The organism is Crocinitomicaceae bacterium, assembly GCA_016708105.1.
Taxonomy (GTDB): domain Bacteria; phylum Bacteroidota; class Bacteroidia; order Flavobacteriales_D; family Crocinitomicaceae; genus JADJGJ01.
This window is the reverse complement of sequence record JADJGJ010000002.1, coordinates 539895-566805: the sequence shown is the minus strand read 5'-3', so window position 1 is coordinate 566805 and position 26911 is coordinate 539895. Positions and strand designations below refer to the sequence as shown.

The 26911-nt window shown below is 38.1% G+C and carries 18 protein-coding genes; 8 read left to right on the top strand and 10 right to left on the bottom strand.

The genetic code is table 11. From position 1 onward, the window contains the following. Nucleotides 1–200: 200 nt before the first annotated feature. Together IPH66_13600 and IPH66_13595 are read left to right on the top strand one after the other, a co-directional pair. Nucleotides 201–2771, top strand: a complete 2571-nt coding sequence (locus tag IPH66_13600) for a leucine-rich repeat domain-containing protein (GenBank protein MBK7130379.1) — start codon at nucleotides 201–203, stop codon at nucleotides 2769–2771. After that, nucleotides 2761–3561, top strand: coding sequence for a hypothetical protein (locus tag IPH66_13595; protein ID MBK7130378.1), 801 nt, complete (start codon nucleotides 2761–2763; stop codon nucleotides 3559–3561). The genes IPH66_13600 and IPH66_13595 overlap by 11 nt, the downstream gene beginning before the upstream one ends. Nucleotides 3562–3619: 58 nt before the next feature. On the opposite strand, the gene rfbB is transcribed toward IPH66_13595, so the two are convergent. Both rfbB and IPH66_13585 read right to left on the bottom strand, forming a co-directional pair. Beyond that, nucleotides 3620–4675, bottom strand: coding sequence for a dTDP-glucose 4,6-dehydratase (rfbB, locus tag IPH66_13590; GenBank protein MBK7130377.1), 1056 nt, complete (start codon nucleotides 4673–4675; stop codon nucleotides 3620–3622). 160 nt (nucleotides 4676–4835) lie between these two features. Next, nucleotides 4836–7736 (bottom strand): gliding motility-associated C-terminal domain-containing protein, encoded by a 2901-nt coding sequence (locus IPH66_13585; GenBank protein ID MBK7130376.1) that lies wholly within the window; start codon nucleotides 7734–7736, stop codon nucleotides 4836–4838. Between the two features lie 368 nt (nucleotides 7737–8104). On the opposite strand from IPH66_13585, the gene IPH66_13580 reads away from it, so the two are divergent. Further along, nucleotides 8105–8467: a helix-turn-helix domain-containing protein gene (locus IPH66_13580; protein ID MBK7130375.1), complete on the top strand. Its 363-nt coding sequence runs from the start codon at nucleotides 8105–8107 to the stop codon at nucleotides 8465–8467. 109 nt (nucleotides 8468–8576) lie between these two features. After that, complete coding sequence (locus tag IPH66_13575; GenBank protein ID MBK7130374.1) at nucleotides 8577–8975, top strand: transposase; 399 nt, start codon at nucleotides 8577–8579, stop codon at nucleotides 8973–8975. A 406-nt stretch (nucleotides 8976–9381) separates the two neighbouring features. On the opposite strand, the gene IPH66_13570 is transcribed toward IPH66_13575, so the two are convergent. From IPH66_13570 to IPH66_13540, 7 genes are all read right to left on the bottom strand, one after another. Then, nucleotides 9382–11532, bottom strand: coding sequence for a T9SS type A sorting domain-containing protein (locus tag IPH66_13570; GenBank protein ID MBK7130373.1), 2151 nt, complete (start codon nucleotides 11530–11532; stop codon nucleotides 9382–9384). Next, nucleotides 11516–11884 carry a hypothetical protein gene (locus IPH66_13565; protein ID MBK7130372.1) on the bottom strand — a complete coding sequence of 123 codons (369 nt, stop codon included), beginning with the start codon at nucleotides 11882–11884 and terminating at the stop codon, nucleotides 11516–11518. Before IPH66_13565 ends, IPH66_13570 begins: the two co-directional genes overlap by 17 nt. A gap of 79 nt (nucleotides 11885–11963) precedes the next feature. Beyond that, nucleotides 11964–12623 carry a VTT domain-containing protein gene (locus IPH66_13560; protein MBK7130371.1) on the bottom strand — a complete coding sequence of 220 codons (660 nt, stop codon included), beginning with the start codon at nucleotides 12621–12623 and terminating at the stop codon, nucleotides 11964–11966. 36 nt (nucleotides 12624–12659) lie between these two features. Continuing rightward, entirely contained in the window at nucleotides 12660–13475 is an 816-nt protein-coding gene (locus IPH66_13555; GenBank protein MBK7130370.1) for a phosphosulfolactate synthase, read from the bottom strand. Further along, nucleotides 13468–14889, bottom strand: coding sequence for a tetratricopeptide repeat protein (locus IPH66_13550; protein ID MBK7130369.1), 1422 nt, complete (start codon nucleotides 14887–14889; stop codon nucleotides 13468–13470). Before IPH66_13550 ends, IPH66_13555 begins: the two co-directional genes overlap by 8 nt. A 93-nt stretch (nucleotides 14890–14982) precedes the next feature. Then, nucleotides 14983–16770, bottom strand: a complete 1788-nt coding sequence (gene typA / locus IPH66_13545; protein MBK7130368.1) for a translational GTPase TypA — start codon at nucleotides 16768–16770, stop codon at nucleotides 14983–14985. 23 nt (nucleotides 16771–16793) lie between these two features. Beyond that, nucleotides 16794–18674: a DEAD/DEAH box helicase gene (locus tag IPH66_13540; protein MBK7130367.1), complete on the bottom strand. Its 1881-nt coding sequence runs from the start codon at nucleotides 18672–18674 to the stop codon at nucleotides 16794–16796. A gap of 1023 nt (nucleotides 18675–19697) precedes the next feature. Here IPH66_13540 and IPH66_13535 point away from each other — a divergent pair. Next, a complete protein-coding gene (locus IPH66_13535; GenBank protein ID MBK7130366.1) occupies nucleotides 19698–20096 on the top strand; it encodes a LysM peptidoglycan-binding domain-containing protein in 399 nt (132 codons plus the stop codon). Further along, entirely contained in the window at nucleotides 20097–20915 is an 819-nt protein-coding gene (locus IPH66_13530; protein ID MBK7130365.1) for a patatin-like phospholipase family protein, read from the top strand. A gap of 2 nt (nucleotides 20916–20917) precedes the next feature. Here the strand turns inward: IPH66_13530 and IPH66_13525 are convergent, their stop codons facing one another. Further along, complete coding sequence (locus tag IPH66_13525; GenBank protein MBK7130364.1) at nucleotides 20918–24190, bottom strand: SpoIIE family protein phosphatase; 3273 nt, start codon at nucleotides 24188–24190, stop codon at nucleotides 20918–20920. Between the two features lie 146 nt (nucleotides 24191–24336). On the opposite strand from IPH66_13525, the gene IPH66_13520 reads away from it, so the two are divergent. Continuing rightward, nucleotides 24337–25692 (top strand): hypothetical protein, encoded by a 1356-nt coding sequence (locus tag IPH66_13520; GenBank protein ID MBK7130363.1) that lies wholly within the window; start codon nucleotides 24337–24339, stop codon nucleotides 25690–25692. Between the two features lie 31 nt (nucleotides 25693–25723). After that, nucleotides 25724–26809, top strand: coding sequence for a trypsin-like peptidase domain-containing protein (locus IPH66_13515; protein MBK7130362.1), 1086 nt, complete (start codon nucleotides 25724–25726; stop codon nucleotides 26807–26809). Nucleotides 26810–26911 lie beyond the last annotated feature (102 nt).

Here is a 26911-nt window from a genome sequence, read left to right as displayed (position 1 = left end):
GCCATTGGCAGAGAGGTGATTCAAAGTAAAATATGTTAAATATTCGTTAACCAAGAGAAGAAAGTACGTTATAAGCCGTTTGATTATAGTTACTAATTCTTTTATCTGACATTAATAACTACAGCTTCACCTTTCATGACATCATGATACCTGAGACTGATTAAAAATGAAACTGAATTATTCACGAAATTTTTTTCGCCATGAAAATATGTAAAACCATTATTCTGCTCGTTTGCTTTCATTCTTTCTCATTTGCAACGCGGGTAACTGATTTAAAAGACATTCAAGGCAAAGAAGGCAGCATTACTGAAATAGATTTAAGCTACCAAGGACTCACAGTGTTTCCGTCAGAAATTTTATTGTGCAGCAATTTGCAGGTGCTAAACTTATCTAACAACGGAATCATGAAATTGCCCGCAGGTTTAGCTCAATTAAAAAATTTAAAGTATTTAGACTTATCCTCAAATCAGGGATTAAGCGCAAGTGATTTGAACGAAGTTTTTGAAACAGCAACATTCAATCTTTCTCATCTTGATTTATCATCATGTGGTTTATTGAATTTGCCTGAAAATTTAGGGAAACAAAAAAATCTGACCACCTGTTTGCTTTCAAACAACCGGCTCACCAATCTCCCCTACTCCATGATGGAACTTTCAAATTTGAAAACCATTGATATTTCACAAAATGAACTGCATGAAATGGGATGGGTGACAGGATACTGGTGGTCATTAAAAAAAATATATTTGGATGGTAATACTGCAGTTAAAACTTCTGCCGTATTATTCACCTTGAGTTTCTTTGATAAACTGGATGAACTTACAATAAGTCATGTGGATTATTTTCCAAAAGATTTCAGCCTGTTGAACACACATAAACTCACAGTAAAAAATTCTACTATTCGTGAATTTCCAAGAGCAATAAATTCTACACCCATTCAGCATCTTGTATTTGACGCCTGTATTTTTGAAAAGCCAGACGTATTAGTAGATTTATTGAATACATATTCTAATCCCGGGCAAATTGAATTTCATAATATTCCGGCAGACCAGCTGGTTCCATTTTTAGATTTGAAAACAGATAGCATCACGCTGGTGAATTGCGGCACATTCAGTTTGGCTCCGCTTGCAAAAAATAAATCTGTAAAATTTATTGATTTAAGAAATAATCCCTTGCCGCGTAATGAGGTAGATGCTTTTGCTGAATCACGACCTGATATTGAACTGTTGAGCAGAGAACCCATTACACCAAATGTTGGCATTAGTCCACCGTTTGAACAATTTGTTGAAGCACCGCAGCAAACAACCTTTGTAGCCGGCAAAGACATAGAAGTTGATTTGGGAATTATGGATTTGAAAATACCTGCCAATGCACTAGTTGATCAAAATGGAAATTATTATACCGGTGAAGTGCAGATGGAGTATCAAACCTATTCAAATCCAGCTGAAATATTTTTCTCAGGTATTACCATGACTGCAACAGAAGATGGAGAAACGATGCTATTCTCATCCGGAGGCATGTTCAGTATTGAGGCAACAGACAATCAGGGGAACCCTCTTTTTATAAATCCTGAGCAACCCATTGAAGTAAACATGAACAGCATGAGCGCAAATCCGGGCATGAGTTTGTATCAATTAGATGAAAACGGAGTGTGGCAATTAAAAGGTGAAAATGAAGTGGTGCAGCCGTTCAAATATGATCAGGAAAAACTTGATTCCATTCTTGCCATTGATTTTAAAGAGTTTGTTTTTTCGCAGATACAGTTTCAAACTGACCGGTTTATTCCGGTGGTAAAATGGGATCATAATTACGAGAGTTTCAGTATTACTTTCAGAAAATTTTCATCTTCAAAACATAAATCCAACGATAACAATGAAGATTATATGCGCGTATTTGAACCTGATTACGTAGGTAACTTTTTTGGTTCGCAAAAATTGATATTTGAAGGTGACAGTGCAAAATATTATTTCAACTTCTTAGATAGTTTGAATGAATTTTGTGAAGACAAATATGAACGCTTGCGTATTCCTAAAACAAAGATTTATCGTCGTGCCGGTCCAAATTATCTGGCCAATATTGAATTAATTCCCGACCATGAAAATGACCGGTTTTTAATGAGTTTTTTATTTAAAGACACCGTTATATCACTGCCTGTAAACACGTATCCAAAAGAATTGACATCGAGTCAAAAAATGAACGAATCAAAATTGTTTTATAAGAGATTTCTTCGTCACTGGAAACTATCACGCCGCTTGCGGGCCAAAAACAGAAACCGGTTGAAATCAGAAATTACCAGACGAGCAAACGAGTTAAAAAAACGAGCTATTGAAGAAGAAAAAGCAAGACAAGAATTGAGAGCAACAGAAGCCGATTACCTCAACTCATACGCCGGAGAAGGCAGTGTTGTCAGAGCTTTTCAAATAGATGGCTTTGGAGTATGGAATTGCGATATTCGATCGCGTATGTTGAGTCCTACAAACCTTCGTCGTGAATTTATTACCAAATCTGCCGGAGATTTGATGCAAGCCGATTCAAAAGAAATTATCATCATAGATCACGACAAAAATTCAGTCATAAATTTTCCGCCGGGGTCTGAAGCGTTTTTTGACAAAGGATCAAAAACAACTATTGCGGTTATGCTTTCATCGGTATTGGTTGGCATCTATCACAGTTGGATTAACCGACGTGACAATGGTATCTGTGAAATTGAATTATTGAATATTGAAAACATGAATAAATCAAGTTTTGCCAACTTTCTTATCCATGCGGAGTAGTATCAGCCTTGTCATATTATTTATTTTTCTGTCTTGCCAATCTGATTACAGCAAGCGATTTTATAAGCGTGTTCATCAGGTGCAGCCATCAATTCCGCAAGCTGAAACTGAAACGGCAAGCAGTTCACCTATTCGGCTGAATCAATTTGAATATGAACATTTCAATTCAATACTTTTTGATGCAACCAACGCCTTAAGAACAAAGAAAAAGAGAAATATTTTTATCACGGATACGCTTTACTCGCAAATAGCGCAGACACTTCTAGCCGGCATGTCCGACAGCAGAAAAATAAATACAGACCGTTGCAGAAAAGAACGACGCTCAGTTAAATACATTCTGCAACGTGATCATTCAAAATACAAGGCATGTGAAATTTTTGCCTTCAAATTAGATATTCTGGATTTAGAATTGGGTGATGCATATTACTACGATAATTTTGTTGGCAGCAGTCCCATCAACTGTTACAAAGGGAAAATTCCAAAAAAATCAGAATCAAAAAATTTGGAACCTGAACCAGTGTACCCGATTTCAGAACAACAATTACTTGTTAATTTCTCAGATAAAATTTCATCAGGTGAGCTGCGCAGGATAATTTTTTCAAATGATTTTAGAACGATGGGGATAGCCGTTAAACCCATACCTGATTATCGTAAATCATACCAACGCCCCAGCATTTTAATTGTACTTGTTTTAGGTGCGCGCAGTACACAAGATGTTTTTTTACCTGAGTATCTTCACAAAGAAATGTACAATCACTTGAATGAAACAGATACCTTGGTGACTAATTAAATGGTATACGATTCCTAACAAACTACCAGCACAAACTTAGAGAAATGGAATTTTTTTCTCAACGATTCTCATAATGTTGCTGATAATATTTTTGATAGGCGCCTGAAGTGACATTCTGAATCCAAGCTTGATTTTCTAAATACCAGTCAACTGTTTTTTCTAATCCTTCTTCAAATTGAATGGTTGGTTTCCATCCTAATTCTTTTTCAATTTTGGAAGCATCAATAGCATAACGCAAATCATGCCCTGCGCGATCTGTTACATACGTGATCAATTTTTCCGAAGTGCCTTCGGCGCGATTCAATTTCCGATCCATGAGGCGACATAAAAATTTTACCAAATCAATGTTTTTCCATTCATTATGTCCGCCTACGTTGTATGATTCCCCTACTTTACCGTGATGAAAAATCAAATCAATTGCCCGCGCGTGATCTTCAACCCACAACCAATCACGCACATTTTCTCCTTTACCATAAACCGGTAATGGTTTATTGTGCTGAATATTATTAATCATCAACGGAATCAATTTTTCAGGAAAATGATGACCCCCATAATTATTAGAGCAATTTGAAATTTTAATCGGCAATTTGTAGGTGTGAAAATACGCTCTCACCAGGTGGTCTGAACTTGCCTTGGATGCTGAGTAGGGGCTGCGTGGATCATACGCGGTTTCTTCCGTGAAAAATCCTTCAGCACCAAGCGAACCATATACTTCATCGGTTGAAACATGATAAAAAATATGGTCACCATCTTTCCAAAAACTTCTTGCTGCCTCAAGCAAATTTACGGTACCAACAATATTGGTCATGATAAATTCTACGGGGCCGCTGATTGATCTGTCAACATGAGATTCTGCAGCAAGATGAACTACGTGTGTGATTTTTCTTTGCTCAAAAATTTGAACTAATTTGTCTTTGTCTTGAATGTCTGCTTTGATAAATTCATAGTTTGATTTTTTCTCAACATCACGCAGGTTGTCAAGATTGCCGGCATAGGTTAATTTATCAAGATTGAAAATTTTATACTGCGGATATTTATTTACAAATAGGCGCACCACATGTGAACCAATAAATCCTGCGCCGCCCGTAATTAAAACATTTTTTTCAAACTGCATAGATCAAAAACTTGTATAACAGATAAGATTGAATATCCTACCGATGTAAAAGTAAGCAAAGTAAAAAGTTCAAACAGAAATGAATTTACAAGAAATGCTAAATTGAATAAAATAAAAAAACCCAGGTAGTTACCCGGGCTTCTTTAAAAATCAAACTAAGTTATTTCAGAACGGTAACGTGTCCGCGCCATTCAACTTTTTTATCAGAGAATTTATCTTTTGCTTCAATCACCCACACATAGGTGCCTGTTTTTGCCTTTGTAGAACCGTATGTTCCGTCCCACTGTCCTTCAGGGTTGTATGATTCCCAAACAATTTCACCCCAGCGATTAAATACTGTCAGGTGGAAATCATAGATATCAATACCATCAATATAAATTCTCCATGTCTCATTGAATTCATCACCATCTGGTGTGAAAGCGTTTGGAGCAAAAATGAGGATATCACTTTGTACGTCTACAATTCCTACAACGGTATCTGGGCAGTTAAATTCATTCACCACAATCAGCTGAACCGGATATTCATTGGCTATACCTTCCGGGTAAACAACGGTTGGACTTTCATCCATTGAACTAGTTGGATTTCCACCGGTGAAAGACCAGTAATAGGTATTAGCGCCAGGAGTTGACAAATTATTGAAATCTACTTCTGTATTGAAGATGGTTGTTGGATTTGGGTTAGCATAGAACATTGCTTCAGGGTTAGGATGTACTGTAATATAATCATCCACAGTAATAGAATTATGACAACCGTAGTTGGTATAAACCTCAAACCAAATATCATAAGAACCCACATTTACAAACGTATGACTGAATGGTACCAGATCATGGTACATAATTCCTTCAATGATCCAAGTAACTGAATCAACATAGGCAGGAGCCATCAAAGTTGTCAAATCTTGGAATTCAATAATAGTTGGTGAACAACCTTGCGTAGTATCAGAAGTAAAAATTGGATTTGGAACTTCACGCATAATAGTAGCCGTGCACACAACACGTGGAGTACTTTCACAGGCATCAGTAACCGTTACACAATAATTTGTATTTGAAGTTGGGTTAATATCAAGCACAGGATTCACCGCCATGATGGCTGATCCATTTGCTGTCCATGCATAGTTGTATCCCATGTATCCACCGGCAGGCACAACAGTATGCTGAGAATCATAACCCGGACAAATACTATCATTCACCGTAATTGTTGCTGTGATTGGAGCATGCAGTGTAATGTCAATATCCAAAGGAGCAGATACGCAGCCCACTTCATTTTCAGCAAACACGGTAATATTTTCAGCAACGGTAGGGCTCACTGTTTGAACTGCTCCGAGGTCAGCAGTCATTGACCAATGATATGAATAAGTTGTTCCACCGGTAGCACTTGCAGAAACAGTTGCTGTACCATTTTCACAAACCGTAGTATCGTTAGAAACAGAAACAATCACCAATGGAGGATCAGTTAAAGTCACAACACTTTGATGTGAACATCCGAAATAATCTTCTGAGATAACGGTATAAGTTCCGGCAGGCATTGTCAAGCCAGATGTATTAGATGCAACGTAAGAAGCTCCGCCGTCATAACTATAATTAATTGCACCGATATTTCCGGTAGATGTAATGGTGATTGATCCATCAGCGTATCCGTTACATGTTGGGTCAGTGAAAGATGTTGTATGATTTTCATCTGCAAAGAAAATTGCTACAGTATCTTTACCTGCCGGACAAATACCGCTTGGGTCAGATTCAGATAAAATATATTGATACGCACCCGCAGCAGTTGGAGTAGCTGTGGCATTCAATACCGCTGCACTAGGAGCAAATGCAGTTGCACCAGCACCTGTATATTGAGTCCATGCAGTTGTACCACCAGCTGAAGTTCCTTGCAGAACATAACCGGTAGGAAAACAAATAGTATCATCCAAACCGGCGTTAGGTGTAGGCATTGGATTTACAGTAACACAAATAACGTTAGAATATGATGTACCAGAACATCCACCGCCTGGTTCAAAAGCTCTGTAACACATGTCTTGAGAAAGTGCACCGGTAACATAAGGAGTTGTTGTTGCACCCGGCATGGTAGTCCAAGTTACACCACCATCAGAAGAACTTTCCCAGTTAAAGGGACTTACAGAACCAACCAAAGATAAAGTTGTAGTTGAGCCTTCACAAATTGCAGCCGGAGAAAGAGAAGCAGTTGATCCGCCGCCGGTATAAGTTATAGTTACATATCCGTTTCCGGTATTAGCACCTTGCGTACATCCGGCACCACCAGGTACAAGACTTGATCCGCCACCGCCACCTGCGCCACCATTAGCGCCGGTACAGCAACCATCATTACCGCCACCGCCACCGCCAAAGTAGCCGCCACCGCCACCGCCACCAGGAGCAGTTTGCCAAATTCCACCTTGACCACCTGTTCCGCCTACACCGGCAAAACCACCTGTAGGAACACCAGCCCATGGAGCACCACCGGCACCCGGAGCAAATTGTGTTCCACCACCACCACCGGTTCCAATCCAAGGTGAACCTGGAGAAGGAGCCTGACCTGTTGCACAACCACCGTCACCACCAATATTGGTTTCAGCACCAAAAGAATAAGATCCTCCGCCGGCACCACCACCGCCTGCAGCAATGATAATTGGGCTACCATTTAAATTCACATTGGTTGATCCACCACCACCGGCAGAACCATTTACTAAATTTCCATCCGTTGAAAAGTTACCTGTTCCACCACCATTGTAGCCTGGGCCACCAATTGTTCCTTGTCCGCCTACGTTGATATCAATAACATCACCAGGCGTAACCGGAATAGTTGCAGTTACAACCGCACCTTCACCACCCAATACTGGGGTTCCCGCTGATCCGGTATAACTTGCGCCATCTAGCGCGTTACCGCCTTGCGCACCTGCCACCGTAATGGTGATGCTGGTTACACAGTTTGGAACTGTCCACGAAGTTGGAGCACCCGTAAAAGGGAAACTCACCGTAGTCTGAGAAAAACCTTGAATTGCGCCTCCGGCAAGAAGTGCAATCACGAGTAAATTTCTGTTCAGCCAATTTGTTTTCATTTCTTTTAAGTTTTTTTTTCTTCTGCAATTAATGTCTCAAATCAAACATCGTTTTAACTAACGGTTATCTTCAGGTAAAAGTTGCTTCTGCCTGAGAAATGTTTTTCTTTTTAGTTATGTGATTTAAGTTTTAACACAGATGAATTTGTTTAGCAGTTTTTAATTGAGTTATACCATTAGCTATTATAGAATAGTCTGATATTAACAAGTAAATTGTCAATATCTTTTCTTGAACTATATTAGACTAATGTATATATGCTATATATTTGAGGTATGGCAAATGCACTCTCTATTACGGTGAAAGAATCGCTTAAGGACTTAAGAAGTCTCTTAAAAAATCTGCAGACCACCACGGTCCGAAAATAAAAATGCTTATTGAGATCAAGCGTTCTGATCGAGCATTAGGCAAGAATGAATTAGCGGAACTGATAGGTGTAAATCACAACAGTATTCAGACATGGCGGACTAAATATCAAAAGGGCGGTATATCCGAATTATTAAAGGATGGTAGAATTGGATTTAAGCCCTCCATAATAAGTAAGTCTGTGCATAAGAAAATTAAATTGAAGCTTTGTTCAGAGGATGCCGCATTTTCAAGCTACAAACAATTACATGCGTGGGTGGAAAATAATTTTATTAAAGGAGTTAATTACAACAGCTTGCGTCATTATGTTAAAAGGCACTTTGGCGCATCGTTAAAAGTACCCGCAAGAGTCATATTAAAAGGATAAAGAAGCGGTTGCTACTTTTAAAAAACTTCAAACGAATCTGTAAAGACAAAGTAAAACCACTATTGGGATGCTATAAAAGCATTAATATTTATTGCCAGGATGAGAGTCGATTTGGACTACTCACAAGAACAGGGCGGGTTCTAACAGCAAAGGGGTAAAACCCGTTTGTACTTATCAACACAAATTCGAAAACACATACCTATATGGAGCATTCTCACCAATAAATGGAGATAGCTTTTTGTTGGAACTGCCTTATTGTAATACAGATTGCTTTCAATATTTTATTCAAGAATTATCAAAGCAGAATCCAAAAGAACTTAAACTAATCGTGCTTGACAACGGAGCCTTCCATAAGGCAAAGAAACTAATCATACCCGAGAATATCATTTTAATTTTTCTGCCGCCTTATAGTCCAGAACTAAACCCCCCGAGAAAATTTGGTAGGCAACTCAAACAAGAGTTCGTTTGCAAATCTTTAATACCATCGATCAATTGGGCAAACACTTAGCCAAGGTTGTGAGGAGAATAATTACAACAAAAACAGTAAAGAAAATTTGTTCCTTCAAATATTTATTATGCTCTTTTTAGACTAAATTATATTGGCTAATGGTATTAAATCTCTTTAGTTCTGAAACGCCAACAAGTTTAAAAGGTTGCCTCCATTTTTCCAAATAACAGGAATGAATGATAATGTCATAGATCTAACACTGACCATTACGCATTATGCACTCATAATGAATTCAACGTTAAATTGCCATGAATACAGTATTTTCAATAGTCTCTTATCTACAGGAGAATTTTTTTAGAAAAAAAACGAGGACAGAAAATTCAATCTCTGATTAAATAAATAAACAAGAATTCGAATGGAAGTGACAAAATTAACAAGCTAAAAAAGGAAATAGAATATTCTTCACCTATCGAATTGCAATTCTATAAATGAAGTTTCCGGTTTGAGTTTCTAACGAGATAAAATAAATTCCGGCTGAGAGTTCACTTACGTTCATATTCACTTGCTGCGTTGTTGGTATCACCATTTGTACCGTATCACCGAGCGTATTCAACAGAACAATTTTTGAACACTGATTATTTTTCAGATCAATATTGATTTCACTTTGTGCGGGATTAGGATAAATGACAACATCAGCAGGTAAATTTTCACTGAAGCCAATTCCAAAAGTACTTTCAACGAAATAGCAATTGCTGGTATCAGTGCAACCAAGCGTAACTTCGCAAGCGTACGTCCCGTCAACGGTTGGTAAAAAATCCTGATCAGTTGCTCCGGGTATTGGTGCGTATCCATTATCACAATCTAACCACTGATATGTTGCGCCTGCTTGTTGAGCCACTAACACACCACTAAAAACAACAATTGCCGGATTAATAGTTTCAACAATAGTTAGATTATAGGTGATGATGCTATCAAGCGATGGACAAGAAATACTTGGAACTATTTCAGTGAAATTATATGTTCCAACAGTCCCAAAGTAGTTGCCACCGGGAGAGGTGTATTCATTACAAGCAACAATATTTTGTGTAGATCCGGGTTGATCAGTAATGATTAGATCAATATGAATTAAGCTATCACAGCCGGGGCATTGAACACTTGGTAATATTTCATCCAGTGAGTATGTGCCGGGTGCGGTATAAACATTTCCAGCCGGTGAGGTATACGCATCACACGTTGTTACCGCAATGGTATCAGTTAAATCACCAGTGATATCCCATGCCCACATTTCACTTCCGTTGGTTGTATTGTCTGCAGTAAAATATAAAATATTACCAATTCCTTTAAAGCCTACCGGAGTAGATGCAGTAGCACCGGGTGCGATATCTTTTCCAAGCATGGCGCTAGTTCCATCATATCCCCACACTTCATAACCGGTTGTACCATTTTCAGCAACAACAAAAACCCAATCACCCACAATTCCAAAAGGATCATAAGAAGGTGCCGGCATTGAACCAGCTGAACCTGTTTTAATATCTGCTGCAAGTGCAGTTGTAACCCCATCATGCATCCACAATTCATTTCCATGCGTACCATCATGCGCTGCAAAATAGAGAACAGATCCAACCGCTGTCAGGTTGTTTGGTGTTGAATTAGATGTACCCGGTCTAATATCCATCACAAGGCTTGCAGAAGTTCCATCATATTTCCATAATTCATATCCTGTTGTAGATATAAAACCTCTGAAATAAACTTCATTGCCAAGCGGTGTAAGTTCCCAAGGAGTAAAATCACTGGATGGATTTACATTCAGATTAGTCACATTACTTCCGTCACAGGTCATTAACTCATAACCTAAGGTTCCATCTGTAGCTCTGAACACAACCTGACCCGGAATCACCGTAAGCTCTCCAATATCAGATCCGGTTACACCGGGATAAATATCAAACAATGTCATCGTGCTTCCATCATACATCCATAATTCTTCTCCGTTTGCATCCGTATACGCGGTATAATAAATATCACCGTTCATTTCAACAATTTCACCAGGCGTTGATCCATTCATTCCCGGGTTAATATCTGCGATAAGACTCACCGTGCTTCCGTCATAGACATAAGGTTCAAAACCGAGTGAACCATTGTTGGCAACGAAATAAAGATCAGAACCAACCACAGTAAACATATTAGGAAATGACCCAAGCACACCGGGATTGATATCGGAAATCATGGTAACTGTTGTTCCGTCATAACGAAATAACTCGGTTCCGTTTACACCATTATTGGCAGAGAAATAAAGATAAGGGCCTATTACAGTAAGATAATTTGGCATTGACCCCGGAACGCCAGGGTTAATATCAGCGACTAATGAAGATACACCGCCTTCATATTTCCATAGCTCCATTCCATTCACATCTCCGGTTGATGCAAAATAGATTGCGCCATCATACTGAATATAATTATTGGGAGCAGCACCGTATGAGCCGGGATACACATCACTTGCCATATAAACACAATGCGGATCCTGTGCCAAAGCACTATTCACTGAAACAGTTGCAATGATTGTTGTAAAAATATAAAATATAGACTGCATTTTTTTCATCACGTTATTCTGTTTTTTCATCAGTACAAGTTTTCAATACATGTGGTGAGATGGTTGCATCAGTACCTTGAATGCCTTTGGTATAACAAGCAATTTCAAGTCCCATTTTGGTAAACCATGCAACAAAATTTTCTTTTGTAAAGGTTGATTCCGGATTTAAAAGACAAAAGTAGGTACCGGTAACAAAATCAGTTCGTGATTCCAAAACGCCATCTTTGCCCGCCATTTTTTTATCTACTTCTGCTGCCATTTGCTGATCAAGGGGTGTTACTATTCTAAACTGCACAAATAAATTTGACTGAGCTGATGCGCTCATGCACAGGCAAATCAATGAAGTTGCAATGATGATATGTAATTTAAAGAAGGCTGTCATCCAAACTAATTCACTGCGAAAGTTACGAAAAAAAAAGTGACAGGGTTGGCTGAGGCTAAATTCTGAGCTTAAAAAAGCATTATTGTTTTTTCTTTTTCAGACGGCTTTTTATCAACTGAATGATAATTGGCAGCACAGAAATAAAGATGATTGCCAAGGCAACGAGTTCAATGTTTTTCCTGATCCATTCAAATTGACCTAAGAAGTATCCGGCAATAATCATTGATCCAATCCACACTGCGCCGCCTAAAATATCAAAGAGCAAAAATCTGCGATATTTCATTTTGGCTATTCCGGCAACAAAGGGTGCAAACGTGCGAACAATTGGAACAAACCGAGCCATGATAATGGTTTTGGTACCATATTTCTCAAAAAAACTTTCTGTTTTATCCAAATATTGTTGCTTTACAATGCGTCTGTTTTTGATTTTAATATTCACTGCTTTCAAGCCCAAAATTCGTCCTACCCAATAATTAGAATTGTCACCTAACACCGCTGCGGTAAATAAAAGAATTAGCAGTAAGAAAACATCTAAATAAGGTTCTCCGGTAGTTTCATTTATTTGGTTGGCAAAAAGTCCGGCTGTAAACAAAAGAGAATCGCCGGGTAAGATAGGCATTATCACAAGTCCGGTTTCAATAAAAATAACCAAGAACAAGATGACATAAACCGCAGTGTGATAATTATCAAAAAGCCATTTAAAATCAAGATGAATGATGTGCGTGAAAAGTTCTACCATAAGGTTGATTCTTGCAATGAGAATAGAAACCGAAATTTACTCTTCTGTTTCGTCAGATTGATTTTGTTTCAGTTCAGCACCAATTTCATCAGGCAAGAATTCAAAAAACGTATCACCGCGCAAACCGAGGCGCAATGTTTCAAGCGCTATCACTTCATTAGGGGCAATATTTCCAAGATTTACGTTTGCACCAAACAAACGAATAAACCATACTTGTTGCGTTTTTTTAGGAGCTTCCCACAAAATATCAGCAGGGTCAATACGAGCAACAATTTTGTTGATAAGATAAGTATGCGCAGTACCGTTTGGTCTAAACACACCCACGTTTCCACTTTCACGACCTTCAGCAATTACTTTCCATGAGCCCGCCTGCAATTCAGTGCTCATCATTTTAATCCATTTGGCGGGTGAAATAATAATGCCTGCATCTTTTGAGCCAACCTCAGAAAGAACCGTTCTATCCTTAGCCAATTTGCTGATATATTCTAATTTTTTATCATGCGGAATGATGATAGATCCATCTGAAACCTCACACAAGTCAATATCAAATTTATCAAGCAATTTGCGATACTCATTAAATTTATTTCTTGCCAGAAAAATTTCAAACAGCGTGCCGCCGAAGTATGGTCTGATGCCGGCACTTTGATAAAGTTTAATTTTTTCTTTCAGATTTGGCGTAATCATGGCTGTACCAAAACCAAATTTCGCAAGATCTGTATATTCTGCATTTCCCTCTAGGAAAGCTTCTGTTTCTCTCAAGCTCATCCCTTTGTCCATCATCATGGTAACGCCCGCTTTGCGTGGTCTGGCATTTCTTTCAGGGATATACGGTAAGGTAAAATTTCTAGTCATTATAGGACTCAATTATTTGAACAAACTCAGGCAGTTTTTCTGCTTCTGGTAAGTACAAAAGTAATGTTTTGGCTGCAGTTTTATCGGCTTTCATTTCAGATTCAAATAAAACCAAAGCGTCTGTGTGTCTTCCGGCTTTGTATAATAGAGCAACCAAGCTCAATCTTACTTTATTTTCCAGTGTTTCCAACGCAGGTTGATTTTCAATGAGATCAATTGCTTTTTCTACAGAATACTCTTCATAAATAGCTGCCAGCAGCACAATAGCGTCACTGTAGCCGGGGTCAAGCTCAACCGCTTCTTCTAATTGCACTTCAGCTTCATCCACTCTACCCACTTTATACAGACATTCAGCATAAACTAAGCGATAATTAGGATTTTCAGGTTGCAATTCAACCGCACGCTGCACGTACACAATAGCGCTATTCAAGTCACCCTGTACCTCACGAATAATGCCAATACCTAACCAAGGTTCAGCCAAATCAGGATTTAGTTCTTTTGCGCGCTCATAATAAAACATGGCCTCATCGTATCTTTCCATGCGTTCAAAAGCCTCAGCCAAATAACTTAGCGTGAGCGGCTCTTCACCATCTATTTCCATACATTTACGATACGATGCAACTGCATTTTCATAATCAGCTGCCTGCATATAGGTATTTCCCATATTAAAATGAGCTGATGAAAATTCTTCATTGATTACAATAGCGTAATCATAAGCCCAAAGTGCTTTTTCAATATTGTTTTTCAGGAAATAAATATTCCCCAAATTATACCAGGCAGTAAATGAGTATGGATTATTATCAATATACTTAGTGTAAAACTCAATGCATTTGTCAAAATTTCCAATACGTTCATAACAATACGCTATCTCATAAATTGCAGCTTCATTGTCAGGCATGTTGGTTAAAATGCGGGCAAGCACTTTTATGGCGCTCTGAAAATCATTGGTATTTTCATATTCCAGCGCCAAGTCAAAGCGGATATCATCCAAATCTTCATCTTCAAAATCTTGCGCTACTTCAATTGCTTTTTCGTAGTATTTGATTGCTTTATGATGATCTCGCAATTGAGAAAAAACGGATGCTTTGGTGATATAGATTTCAGGATTCATGGGATCAGCTTTTTCAAGCGCCTGAAGAATGAGCAGACTTTCTTTTAGCTTTCCATTGGTACTAAAGAGTTGTGCTTTTCTCAAATCATACACCAAATTTTTGGGATGTTGATCTTTTGCAAAGTCAATTGCATTCAGGGCATTTTTGACCTGATTTTTCATGATAAAATGATCAATGATCTGCTCCAGTACTTCCGCATCAAAGTAATACGATTCCTGGTTTTTGATCATTTTTTCATAGCGCTCAAGTTCAGCATGGAAATGAGCGTCAAAAAGTTCTTCTTCGTCGTCGTCATCAAACATAGAATAATCCTTTTTGTCTGTAACAAATTTAGAATTATACCTCTGAGAGCGGTTCAGTGAGTGTATATATTTTCAACACGCTTATGAACAAAACTATCTACCAGCCCTTTTGCGATCAGTTTCTTTGAGAAGAATTTTTCTCAGTCTGATATTTTGTGGTGTGAGCTCTACATACTCATCTTCTTGAATATACTCCAGTGCTTCTTCAAGAGAAAAAGACTTAGCCGGAGCAATTTTCATTTTTTCATCAGTACCACTTGCGCGGATATTAGTCAGCTTTTTTGTTTTAGTAATGTTCACAACCAGATCACCTGATTTGGAATTTTCACCAATAACCTGCCCTTCATAGATATCAACGTTTGGATCAACGAAAAATTTTCCGCGGTCTTGCAAATTATGTAAAGAATATGGAATACTTTGACCTTGTTCAATAGAAATCAGAGAGCCGTTAATACGACCTGCGATATCTCCTTTATACGGTTGATACTCTTTAAAGCGATGCGCCATCACAGCTTCACCCGCAGTTTGTGTGAGCATAAAAGAACGCAGACCAATCAAACCGCGAGAAGGAATAATAAATTTACATATCATGCGTCCGCCTTTTGGTTCCATGCTCACCATTTCACCTCTGCGGCGCGTCACAGCATCAATTGCAGTCCCTGAATATTCTTCAGGCACGTCAATAGTTAAATCTTCAACCGGCTCACAACGTTCTCCATTGATTTCTTTAAAAATCACCTGCGGTTGTCCAACTTGCAGTTCATACCCTTCACGGCGCATAGTTTCAAGCAATACACTCAAGTGCATAACGCCGCGTCCAAATACATTCCATTTATCAGCAGAACCTGTTGTCTGAACTTTTAAGGCCAGATTTTTTTCCAGTTCTTTCATCAACCGATCATGTATGTGACGTGAGGTAACAAATTTTCCTTCACGACCAAAAAACGGAGAATCGTTAATGGTAAAGAGCATACTCATGGTAGGCTCATCAATAGAAATGGTTGCCATTGGTTCAGGATTTTCAAAATCACAAATGGTATCACCAATTTCAAACCCGTCTACCCCAGTAACCGCACAAATATCACCTACCTGAACGTCTTCTACTTTTCTTTTTTCAAGACCATCAAAAACAAAAACTTCTTTTACCCGTGATTTCACTTTGCCACCATCTCTTTTTGCAAGAGTAACCGGCATATTAGGCTTCATCACTCCCCTTGTCAAACGACCAATTGCAATACGTCCCACAAAAGAAGAATAATCTAATGATGTGATAAGTAACTGTGTTGTTCCTTCACTGAATTTTTTTGGTGGAAAATATTCAATAATTGCGTCCAGTATCGGAGTAATAGAGTCAGTTGGTTTTCTCCAGTCTTTGCTCATCCAGCCATTTTTTGCTGAACCGTATACTGTTTCAAAATTAAGTTGATCTTCAGTTGCATCCAATTCAAACATGAGTTCAAATACTTTCTCATGCACTTCTTCAGGAGTACAATTTTCTTTATCTACTTTGTTGATTACAACCAATGGTTTTAACCCAAGTTGAAGTGCTTTTTGCAATACAAAACGAGTCTGCGGCATAGGCCCTTCAAAGGCGTCAACCAATAAACAAACTCCGTCAGCCATGTTGAGCACGCGTTCAACTTCACCACCAAAATCACTGTGGCCGGGCGTGTCAATGATGTTAATTTTTGTCTCATTATAATACACTGACACGTTTTTAGCTACGATAGTAATTCCGCGCTCGCGCTCCAGATCGTTACTATCCATAATGAGTTCTCCTGAACTTTTAATCGGGTTTTTTCCTGCTTCAATCATGCGGTCAACCAGGGTAGTTTTTCCGTGGTCAACGTGTGCAATAATCGCAATGTTTCTGATGTCCATTTTTTTATGCTGTAATTATTAGGTTATTTTCTTCTTGAACGGGGACGGCTGTCTGAACGAAATGATTTTCCCGCATCATCACCGTCTTTTTTTCTTCTGCCGAATTCTTTTTTCTCAGATTTGAAATCGCCACCACCGTATTCACGGCGGCCACTTTTTTTATCTCCGTACTTTTTTTCTCCGTAATTTTTCTTTTCAAACGAACCACTTCCTTTGTTTGATGATTGCTTAAACGCTCTATCTCCTTTGCTGGTTTGTTCAACATTCATTGATCTGCCTTCAAAATCTGCCCCTTTCATTTTTTTAAGAATCATATCAGCTTCACCTTTATCTGCATCAAAAAATGAAAAACTTGCCATGATATCAATTTTACCGATGCTTGATTTGGTTACACCTGTATTATCACAAACCAATCTCAGCAAAGCGCCTTGATTTAATCCATCTTTTTTGCCGAGGTTGACAAAAAAGCGCTGAAAATTTGAATCATCACGACGTGAATCACCACGACGACCTTTATTGAATCCGTTTGGATCACGGAAGTCATCACGTTGCTTACGATCACCTCTATCAGAGCGTGTATCAGCATTTAAGTCAGAAGCAGATTCACCATAATAATTAAGCAGGGTATTAAACTCAGCTGAAATAAAACGTTGAATAAGTTCTTCTTTTGACAATTCACCAAGTTTCTCCATTACGGCAGGTAAAAACTTACTCATTCTTTTGCTGTCAACCGGTATTTCTGTCATTTGGGTTACCAAGTGCATGAGGCGAACTTCACATATTTCATCAGGTGTAGGAACTTGTTTCAAATTAAACGAAGACTTGATGATGCGTTCAATAGATTTGATTTTAAATTGTTCTTTGGTGCTGACAATGGCAATGGAAGTTCCTTTTTTACCGGCACGTGCAGTACGTCCGCTGCGGTGCGTATAGTTTTCAGTGTCTTCAGGTAAATTATAATGAATGACATGGGTGATATCCGTAACATCAATTCCACGCGCAGCCACATCAGTTGCCACTAAAATTTGCAAGGTGCGTTGTCTGAATTTATCCATCACCCTATCACGTTGCGCCTGAGAAAGGTCACCGTGCAATGGTTCTGCATTATATCCTTCAGCCATTAATTTATCAGCCACTTTTGCTGTTTCAATTTTTGTACGGCAGAAAATCAAACCATAGATGTCAGGATTAAAATCAATGATTCTTTTCAGTGCTTCATAACGATCACGATCACGCACTACATAATAATCATGCTCAATATTTTTATTCCCTTCATTTTTACCACCCACTGTAATTTCAAAAGGTTTATCCATGTAGTTGCGGGCAATAGCAGCAACTTCTTTTGGCATGGTAGCTGAAAATAACCAAACCGATTTTCCCGGAGGAGTTTGTTTTAATATCTGATCAATATCTTCTTTGAAACCCATGTTGAGCATTTCATCTGCTTCATCCAGCACAACGACATTAATGCCCTGTAATTTCACTTTTTTACGCTCAATCAAATCTATCAATCTGCCGGGTGTGGCAACAATGATATGTGCACCGCGATCAACTTGTCTAATTTGTTTTACAATGTCAGTACCACCATAAACCGGTACAATATTTACCCCATCAAGGTTTTCAGCAAAATTGACCAGATCATTCGTAATCTGAATACATAATTCACGGGTTGGACAAAGTACCAAACCTTGCGTATGCTTCTCATCCAAATCAATTTGATTGAGCATAGGTAAACCAAATGCAGCCGTTTTGCCGGTGCCGGTTGATGCAAGTCCAACTAGGTCTCCCTGTTGTTCTAATAAATAAGGTATTGCTTGTTCTTGAATTGGTGTCGGATTTACGAAACCAATTTTTGTTACGGCTGAAAGAAGCTCTTTCTTCAGACCCAGTTCCTGAAATGTCATTTAATTTAATTTAGTTAGTTTATCCCGCTTCTCCTGATTCTAATTCGCTAACTAAATTCTCCAAATTTGCGCGACATTGAATTATTATCAAGACTGAAGTGAACCCGTACTGTTACGGAAATTTTGGTGCAAAGGTACAGCATTTTTCATTATGTTGCCCATTCTATGTTCAATTTGCCCCATTTTTCAGCTGATTCAGAGGAATATAACATTTTTTAACACCCAATTAAATAGCAGAAAGACTGATCGTTCATGAGAAATCAACTAACTTAGGCAGTCTTAAAAAATTATTATTAGGCAATTGAATTTAACGATGGCTTGAATTTAGGATAACACCAGATTCTAACTCAATAAATTCAGTGGCCAAAATCAAACAGAGTGATTGATTCAAAATTTGCACCAGCTGAGTATTGAATCAAGAAGCTCTACAAAAATGTTCAGATGAAAAAATGGTTTATTTTTCTGATTAGTTTGGCGACATGGATAAACACCAACGCACAAAAAATCTACGAACCCATTGACACCTTTTATACTGACCATGGTACCATTCTGCTTTATCCTGATCGTACTTGGCAGTATCTTGAAGATTTATATTTTGACGGAATCATGAATGAAGGCTTGTATAACTTTATTCAAAATGATACTAACTACAATTATCAGCAATTCTGGAAAACCAATGTCACCATTACGTGCAATAATAATGAGGTTGGCAGTATGAGTGACACTATTTGGATGTGCATACTTGACTCAGCTCACATGGATTATTGCATCCCTTTTGATGGGCGGATGACATCAGGATTTGGATACCGACATGGCAGAAATCACAATGGTGTAGATTTAGATTTAGAAGAAGGTGATACCATACGTGCTGCCTTTGATGGCAAAGTTCGTTTTGCTACTTTTCATGAAAATGGTTTTGGTAACCTGATCATTTTGCGTCACTATAACGGACTGGAAACTTACTATGCGCATTGTTCAAAATTACTGGTTGGATTAAATCAAGAGGTAAAGGCAGGCGATCCCATTGCATTGGGTGGTAATACAGGGCATAGTTATGGAGCACACCTTCATTTTGAAATTCGGTTTTATGATGTGCCTATTGATCCTGAACTAGTTTTTAATTTTAAATATGGCGCAGTAAATGATAATTTATTAGTGCATAAAGGAATTTTTGTTGACGGCGGATATCGTTCAACTGCTCGGTTAGATGATGGTACAGCTAAGGTAGGAAGCGGAAATACAAACACAACCAATTCAAGTGGCAGCAGCAGTTCATCAGCTAAAACGCACAAAGTAAAAAGTGGAGATACGCTCTCAAAAATTGCCTTACAATATGGCACCACGGTAACAAAATTATGTCAGCTGAACGGAATCAAATCAACAGACATCATTCACATTGGACAAGTATTAAAGGTGCGCTGATTGCAAAAAAAACTGATCATATCCATTGATGCCGGTGGCATTCGCGGTATTATTCCATTAGTGATTTTACGAGCAATTCAGGAAAAAATAAACTTTAACTTATCAGAAAAAGTGCATGCATGGTACGGCACTTCAACAGGTGCTGTCATTGCAGCCGGCTTACTCATTCAACCTCAAGATGATTTTCATGAAGCCATTCAAAATGTATTGGATATTTATGAGTTCAGGTCATCATCTGCCATCAACCCGTTTGGCACTTCTGAGCCGGCACGTGCGCTGAATAAAATACTCAACCAGAATTTTGGAAATCATCAATTTGACCGCATTCAAAATTTACATGTTGTCACTTGCAGGCTGCCGGAATTTGAAGTTGAAATTTTCAGTAAAGAAAACAATACCAATTTGGCAACCGCTTTGAAAGCAACCTGTGCGGTTCCTCGGATATTTAAACCGGTGCGCATCAGACAACATGATTATGTGGATGGATTTATTCGCGCAAAAAATCCATCTATGTTGGCAATTGACAAATCATTAAAACAACATGAACACATTATCTTGCTCAGTTTAGGAACCGGAATATTACGCGAGTTGGATGAAATAGAATCCATGGTGCGATCAACGCATAAACAATGTGAAGAACTGGAACAAGGCGGTAAAATTACCTACTTCAGGTTTAATCCAACATTGATAGAAGCAGAAGACAACATGCAAGATACTCGCTTAAAAAATATTTTTGCTTTAAAAAAAGATACTGAAAATTATCTGCATGAGAAACGCGAAAAACTTCAAGCTTTCATCCAATTAATTCAGTCTATTTAAGATTATACTTCAACGCCCATCAGGCAGACATCATCAATTTGTTCAAACTCTCTCTTCCAGTCGTAGAAGGCATTTCTGATGATGGTGTATTGTTCTTCAACAGTATGCTCCTGCGCTGAGAGAATGAGTTCTTTCAATGTTTTATACTTGAATTTTTTACCTTTTTCTCCACCGAACTGATCAGCAAAACCATCACTATATAAATAAATGCGATCTCCATTTTTCAATACGCCGGTATGATTTGAGAAAGCTTTTCTTCCATCAAAATATCCAATTGGTTGTTTGTCGGCTTTTATTTCAAAAAGTTTGTAACCCGCGTAAACAAGATTGGGTTCATACACTTCACCATCAATTAAAATATTTTCATCAAGTTCAGTTCTGACAATCCAAACTGAATTATGTGCACCGGCATATTGAAAATGAATACTGCTATTGTTGGAATAATCCAATGAACACAAGGCAATATCCATTCCGTCTTTAATGATGGTATTTGTAGAATGATCAGTAAAAGTTTCAATTACAGATTCATTTACATTGTCAAGTATTTCAGAGGCAACAGTAATGCCTGATTCACGCAAAGCACTGGTGAGCGCACGCACTCCAATAAGTGAAACCATGGCGCCCGGTACACCGTGTCCGGTGCAATCAGCTACAGCAAAAAATGTTTTTGATTTATCCAATGATCTGTCTGCCCAGTAAAAATCTCCTGATACAATATCTTTTGGACGGAAGAAGATGAAATACTTTTCAATGAGCTTAGCTACTTTTTCTTTTGCAGGTAAAATAGATCGTTGAATTCTTCTTGAATAAAAAATAGAATCAGTAACCTCTTTATTTTTTTCTTCCAGCATTTCTTTTTGACTGGTAATTTCTTGCGTACGCTCTGCAATAATAGCTTCCAGTTTTCTTTGATTTTCTCTGAGCTGTTTGGTTCTCCAACGCAAGAACATCAGTACCAACAACGTGATAAAAACGCCAGCGGCAATTCTGAAGCCCCAAGTTTCCCAAAATGGTTTTTCAATAATAAAAGTGATAGATTCATAGGTATCTTGAATGACACCCAATTCATTTGAAGCACGTACTTTGAAGGTGTAAATTCCGGCCGGCAGATTGGTATATTGAGCTTGTAAAAAAGATGAAGGTGCAGACCAGTCATCATCAAAGCCTTCTAATTTCCAACTGAATTTTATTTTCTCAGGCGCAATGAAATTGATCCCTAAAAATTCAAAACTCAAATTATTTTTGTTGTACGGCAAATTAAGATTAACCGGCAAATCATACATACCCCAAGTAGTGTCACACCACTCAGAATTTTTCCAATCAACAAATTGTTCATTCACCATCAATCCCGTGAGATAAACAATAGAAGGTGTGCCATCAGTAAATGAGCTAAGCTCTTTGGTATTCAAGCGGTACAGTCCATTCATGGTGCCAAACCAAATATTGCCTTTGCTGTCTAACAAAGCGGCACCGGTATTATTTTGTAAGCCTGCAAAACCAATTTCTTTACCACAATGAATGATGGTTGAAACAGAGTCGGCTGATTTTAAAAGAATATCAATTCCGTGTTCATGGCCAAGCCAAATTTTGTCATCAGTAACAAGGATAGAATAAATATAATTTGAAGACAATTGCTCCAAGGTGCTGTAATTTTTTAGATTGAGTTTTCGTTTGGAGGCATCATAGGTGCCGGTGAACAACCCATTTCCATTCGTACCAAACCATAAATTTCCCGTTGAATCAATAGCAATGGTGAGTACGTTTTCAAGATTTTCAGGCACAGCCGGGGTAATTAATTTTGCCTGATCCAATACACTGATTGTGCCATCAGAAAATCCAAACCAAATACGGTCATTATAATCTTTAGCAATGGATGAAACCTCTTTTCCTCCCATTTGATTATTCTCTGATAAATTAATGATTTCAAAAAACTGGTATTGCTCATCAACATTCACCTGAAATAAGCCGGAGTTAGTTCCCACGTAATATTTTCCGTGGTATTTTTTTATTGCAGTAACCGTAACATTTGTTGAACCGTCCTCACTATTTACAAAAACAAGTTCTTTTTTATAATCATTTTTTATAATGGTAATTCCTCTGGCATTTCCTAACCATACATATCCGTTTTCATCATAATATACCGCACGAATAGAATTGCCCAAATAATTATCACCCAATGTAAGAGTAGAGTAATTATACAATTTATTATCTATCACTTCAAGATATGTCAAACCGGCATTGGTACCAACCAGCACGTCACCGTATTCATCTTCACATAATGCCTGAATTTGATTACTTGCTAAACCTTCTGTTGTGGTAAATCCAATAAAATCTTTAGGATTGTAACGCATGATTCCACCAAAAAAAGTACCCACCCACATGTTACCAAACGAGTCAGTTGTCAGGCAGCGCACCCGATCATTTGTTAACCCGTTAGCCATAGTGAGATTAATCATTTCACCGTAATCATATACAGAAATGCCTCTTGAAGTACCGAACCAAATATTTCCATATTGATCTTCTGCAATAGAGCGCACACGGTTATTTATTAACCCATCTTTTGTTGTGAAAACCGTGATGATAGAATCTGAAATTTTATTCACCCCTTGATCAGTTCCAATCCAAATATTTCCTTTTGAATCAGGGAAAACTTTCAATATTGACCAAGAACATAAATTGTTTTGCATTGGAAAAAGAGACAAGCCATTTTGTTTGTCATACCAATAAAGGCCTGAGTCAGTGCCAACCCACATTTTATTTTGATACCAAGTAAGACACCTCACGGTACTATCAGAAAAATTTTGCTGAAAACTGAAACTTGTATCAGCCAGTTTTTTGTCAGCGTGAATGAAACTGATACCATGATCAGAACCTACCCAAATTTTTCCGTTGTCATCTTCATGAATTGATCTGATTCTGTCTTCATCCAACGAATCAGACAGCGAAACTTTGATGAAATCAGTGCCGTTAAAATAGCACACTCCCTCATCCGTTGCAACCCATATTGTTTTATCACTTGCCTGAAAAATTAAGCGAACATTATCAGACGTTAAACCATTGCGTCGCGTGTATGAGTGAAATTTATACCCATCAAACGTACACACACCTCCACCTTCAGTACCTATCCACAAAAATCCATGATCATCCTGCAAAATATCGTAAACCCCAACACGAGGCAACCCTTCTTCAAGGCCATATTTTTTCAAATGAAATTGTTGCGCAGCTGCTGAAGCAGACAGTAGAATGAGGCTTATTATCAGACTAAGAATACGCATTGAACAAATATAAGCAATTGAAAGGTACGGCATTCTATTCAACAGGCGTGAAATCGTTTTAGCATAAAAAAGACATTAATTTGTCGGCATAATGTATTGATTTGTCGAACAAATTACTAATTTGGGGCTGTTAAATTCAAACTGCTATGTCATTTTTAAAAAATCTGTTTGGTACATCAAAAGAAGAGGCAAGTACCGTGCCATCAAAAAACAGTACAGCAAGTGCGTCAAATGTGAAAGAAGTAAAATTTGGACGATACACTGACTGCAATAAAAACAAACGCCAGCTGGATGCGTGGAATACAGCTTATAATAAATTTAAAGAAAAAGCCTATCTAGAATCCTTTGATGCTTTGCTTGAATACATCCGCGATGAACATTTGGACAATGTGAAGCTGACAAGAGGAACAGGTACCATTGATTTTGAAATCATCCAAGGTTCAAAAGTTGTGCGCGGCAGAGCTACCGCAACTGAATTCAGGGCTGAGTGTCCAATTGTTCAAATGGACGCACCCAGCATTCCGGTTATGCGCAAACTGATGGCAATTAATTATACCCTATTGTATTCTAAGTTTGCGCTGAAAGACAATACCATTGTCATGAAATTCAGTTCACACGCCATTGATGCCGGTCCTTACAAATTATATGCAGCATTAAAAGAAATGAGTAAAAAAGCTGATCAGCAAGATGATTTACTCACGGCAGAATTTACCTCACTTAAAAGTATAGATACAGACAACATCATTTCACTCACTGAACAAGAAAAAGAAATTAAATACAATGCCCTTGTTCAAATGATCAATGATACCAAAGCTGAAATTGCCAAACATGACCCTAATTATATGTCAGGTGGTATAGCGTTTATTTTATTGAATCTTTCTTATAAAATAGATTATCTCATTTGTCCGCAAGGAAACTTGACAGATTCACTGGAGAAAATTCAACAGATGTTTTTTGCCAAAGACAACCTCAGCACGGTTGAAAAAAATCGCAATATCATGGCAGAATTTGATAAAGTAGCGGCATGGCCAAAAGAAAAAATCATGGCAGGTTTGTATGATGTAAAATGTACGTTTGCCATTGCAAATCCAACAGCGCACAAAACGGTGATGGATATGATGTTTGATGAACGTAACAAAGTAAACTGGTATCGTGACAATAACTATCCGCAAATTGTTGATGCTATTTACAGCTACATGATCAGTTACGCATTTTTTAACTACGGCATGGTGTATCCGGTAACAGATATGCTGAACCTTTGTATGCATGTGCTCAATCCTGAGTACTATGAAAGTTTTGGTGCCTCACCAAAATTAGTTGATGCTAATAAGGCGTTAAATGCAACTAATATCAAAGCAGAAATTAACCGCATGACTAGTCGTGCTAAAGCTGAATATCCGCATGTATTTATTGACGTGAACAAGCTCAATTTTACAAGCGCTGCCAATTTTATTGATTCCATGATTCTGGAAATTGATCGCATAAATCTCAATAAAAATTAAAAAAAATAACACTTATTTAGTAGAGAAAAATATGAAAGATATTATCAGTAATTATAAAGACATCATTGTACAAATCAACACACCCGGGGGATCAGGAAGTGGATTTATTGTCAAAGAAAAAAATCTCATTGTCACCAACCGACACGTGATTTTTGGGAATGAGAAAGTGATCATTCGCGGAGAAAATTTTGCCAAAACCATGGCAGATGTTATTTATACAGACCCCTTGAATGATATAGCATTTTTGCGCATACCGGATGGTTATGAAAAATCAGCCAACGTGAGCATTTCAGACAGAGCCGTTGAGGCCGGTGAAAAAATTATTGCCATTGGACACCCGCTTGGATTGCGCTTTACAGCCACCCAAGGCATTGTATCAAAAGCTGAACGCAAGTTTAATAATGTAGATTACATTCAGGTAGATGCTGCCATCAATCCGGGAAACAGCGGAGGACCGCTAATCAATGAAGCCGGAGAAGTGGTTGGTGTAAACACCTTCATTTTTCGCGATGGTGAAAGTCTTGGTTTTGCTTTACCTTCTGTTACATTAAACGGAATTTTGCGTGAATATTCAGATAAAGCCAATAATGAACGTGCATCAAAATGTCCGTCATGTACCAATTTGATTACAAAAACCAGTTTGCAAGATGGTTATTGCCCGCACTGTGGAAATCAATTTGACGTGAAAGAATTTGAAGCCACACCTTATCAACCTGAAGGTGTTTCAGCCACAGTAGAACGCATTCTTACTACTATTGGAAAAAACGTTGAGCTGTCAAGAGTAGGCAAAATTGCATGGGACATTGAAAGCGGCAGTGCACTAGTTAAAATTTCATACAATACTAATAATCGGTTTCTTTATTGTGATGCAACACTTGGTTCAATTCCAAAAGATAATATTGGAAAATTATACGAATACATGTTGCGTGAAAACTACACCATGGATTCCCTTGCATTCAGTGTTGACCGGCAGAATATTATTCTTGGCAGTATTATTTATGATGATGATTTGAATGAAGAAACCGGTAAAGTGATTTTGGATGAATTATTCAAGAAAGCAGATTTTTATGATCACTACATGCATGAACAATTTGGAATTGAAATAGCTGAGCAGTAAAATTAGCAAGTGCGTTTATAGCATACGCCAAAAAATAATGCAGAATAGAGGAGGCTTTGGTCTCCTTTTTTTTTTTTCGCTTCAATCTAGTTTTGTTATCCG